Annotated in this window: 2 protein-coding genes and 1 pseudogene; 1 reads left to right on the top strand and 2 read right to left on the bottom strand. The window is 46.7% G+C overall.

Features of this window, described 5'->3' with window-relative positions; all coding sequences use genetic code 11:
- Positions 1–336: DUF393 domain-containing protein (locus tag R8269_RS23975; protein ID WP_318222750.1), on the bottom strand; the 336-nt coding region annotated here is incomplete at its 3' end.
- A gap of 1 nt (position 337) precedes the next feature.
- Positions 338–1,165 carry a DUF4344 domain-containing metallopeptidase gene (locus tag R8269_RS23980; protein WP_020838351.1) on the bottom strand — a complete coding sequence of 276 codons (828 nt, stop codon included), beginning with the start codon at positions 1,163–1,165 and terminating at the stop codon, positions 338–340.
- Positions 1,166–1,414: 249 nt separating this feature from the next.
- On the opposite strand from R8269_RS23980, the pseudogene R8269_RS23985 reads away from it, so the two are divergent.
- Positions 1,415–1,611, top strand: a pseudogene (locus R8269_RS23985) (antibiotic acetyltransferase); the annotation flags it as partial.

Raw genomic sequence — 1,611 nt, forward strand, 5'->3', positions numbered from 1 at the left:
TGAGATGCGATACCTATTTTGGGCGAAGCGCAGATAAAGCCAGTCCGCAACAGGTCTGATGAGTGGCCGGCGCAGTGGTGCATACAACCAACCTCGTCCAACAAGCTGCCAAGCTCGGTAGGTCACATCCAGCCCGAGGAGTAAATTCCCGTGGTTGTCCAAGGCATGCAGAATGGTGTTGGCACGATCAGGGTCGATTTGCGGGTAGGCCGAAAAAGCGTCGCTGTAAATATCAACGGTGTTTATCTCTTGCTTATGATCGTGTTGGCGTAATGCCTTCATCTCTTTGGCGCACAGTGGGCAAGTGCCGTCGTAGAAAATAGTCAGTTTAGTCATATCAATTCGTCATTGCATTGGGGCTGCTTGATGGTTTCTCGCTGCTTTTACGTGGCGATGCTTCTTTGGGTTCATTGTGCTGCAGGTAGTGCTGCCAGTTAGTGCGAATGTTTTCGTAATTGTATTGGCAGAAGTCTTTGCGATCTCGAAGGTAGTCTTTTTCAACTTCGTCGAGTAACGATTTGTACTGTTCAGGATCGCTGCCATACACCAAGCACAAAGTGGAGAAGTAACGCTGTAGGTCAAAACTGTGTTCGTCAATGTACTCGCCGAAATCGTAATAGTCGGGTCTGTCATCGGACTCAAACGCAAACATGTCGGCGGCACTGATGGCCATATCGGCGCCATCGTCTAAATAGTCGATCAGTAAAATAGTGGCGAAATTGTCAACGGCATCTTCTTCTTTCCCCAACACAGGGATGCTTTGATCCTCGATGTACGCATGCCCAGCTTCATGCAGCAAAGTGTGTAATAAGGTATCTAATGCACCAGTCTTTGGCGATTTTCCGTAGCGATCTTCATATTGGTTGTTGGAGAAGTAATTGAGCGACTCCAAGTAAAACGTATAAGGAATATGGATGGTGTGCGTGTCGGGATCGTACATAGGGCCATCTTCGCCGCCATAAATCAGAGTGAGCGGTTTACGAAAAGGGAAGTAGGCTTGAGAAAGTCGAACAAAAATCGGGTTCACATCGCTGCTTTGAATGGATTGCTCGGCAAGTTTGTCATGGGTTGTTTCTGCGGGCATGTACTCGATACGAATATTGTCCGCTGCGTTGGCAGAAGCGGCGCAGAGTAATAGCACAGGGAGAAGCGATTGAATTTTCATGTTGAGCTCTTGTTATTTGAATGGCTTGCATAAAAATTATACATGTTTTTGGCGAATGAATAATCGGGATTGGCGTTTGTCACTCTGCGCCAATTCGTTTTATAGTTCGCCTAAAGGAGATCACTATGCCTAATCCACTGTTGTTACAACCCCGAATCCAATAGGCGTTGTTGACTGAGAACGCAGCAACAGCGCCACGAGAAATCGTTCCGTGGCAAAATTTTACTCTCTATTGAAGAGGCAAATGCCATGACTAAACATTGGTCTAAAGTTCAGTATCTGCACCAAGTGGTGCAAAACGCCAACATCCATATTAAAGGTACTCACAGTTATTACAGCGATTGCTGGGATAATGGTTTTGAGCAATCCGTCGTTCGTTATCTGCTGGGGGATGAAATCAGCAAGCAGTGGCAACCCCGTTGGGAAGTCGACCAACTCTATTTTGG

Source organism: Vibrio sp. Vb0667 (assembly GCF_033391095.1).

What these genes read in the sequence shown, in the direction of transcription:
- R8269_RS23980 (WP_020838351.1), bottom strand. Translation starts at nt 1,165, where the DNA reads ATGAAAATTCAATCGCTTCTCCCTGTGCTATTACTCTGCGCCGCTTCT.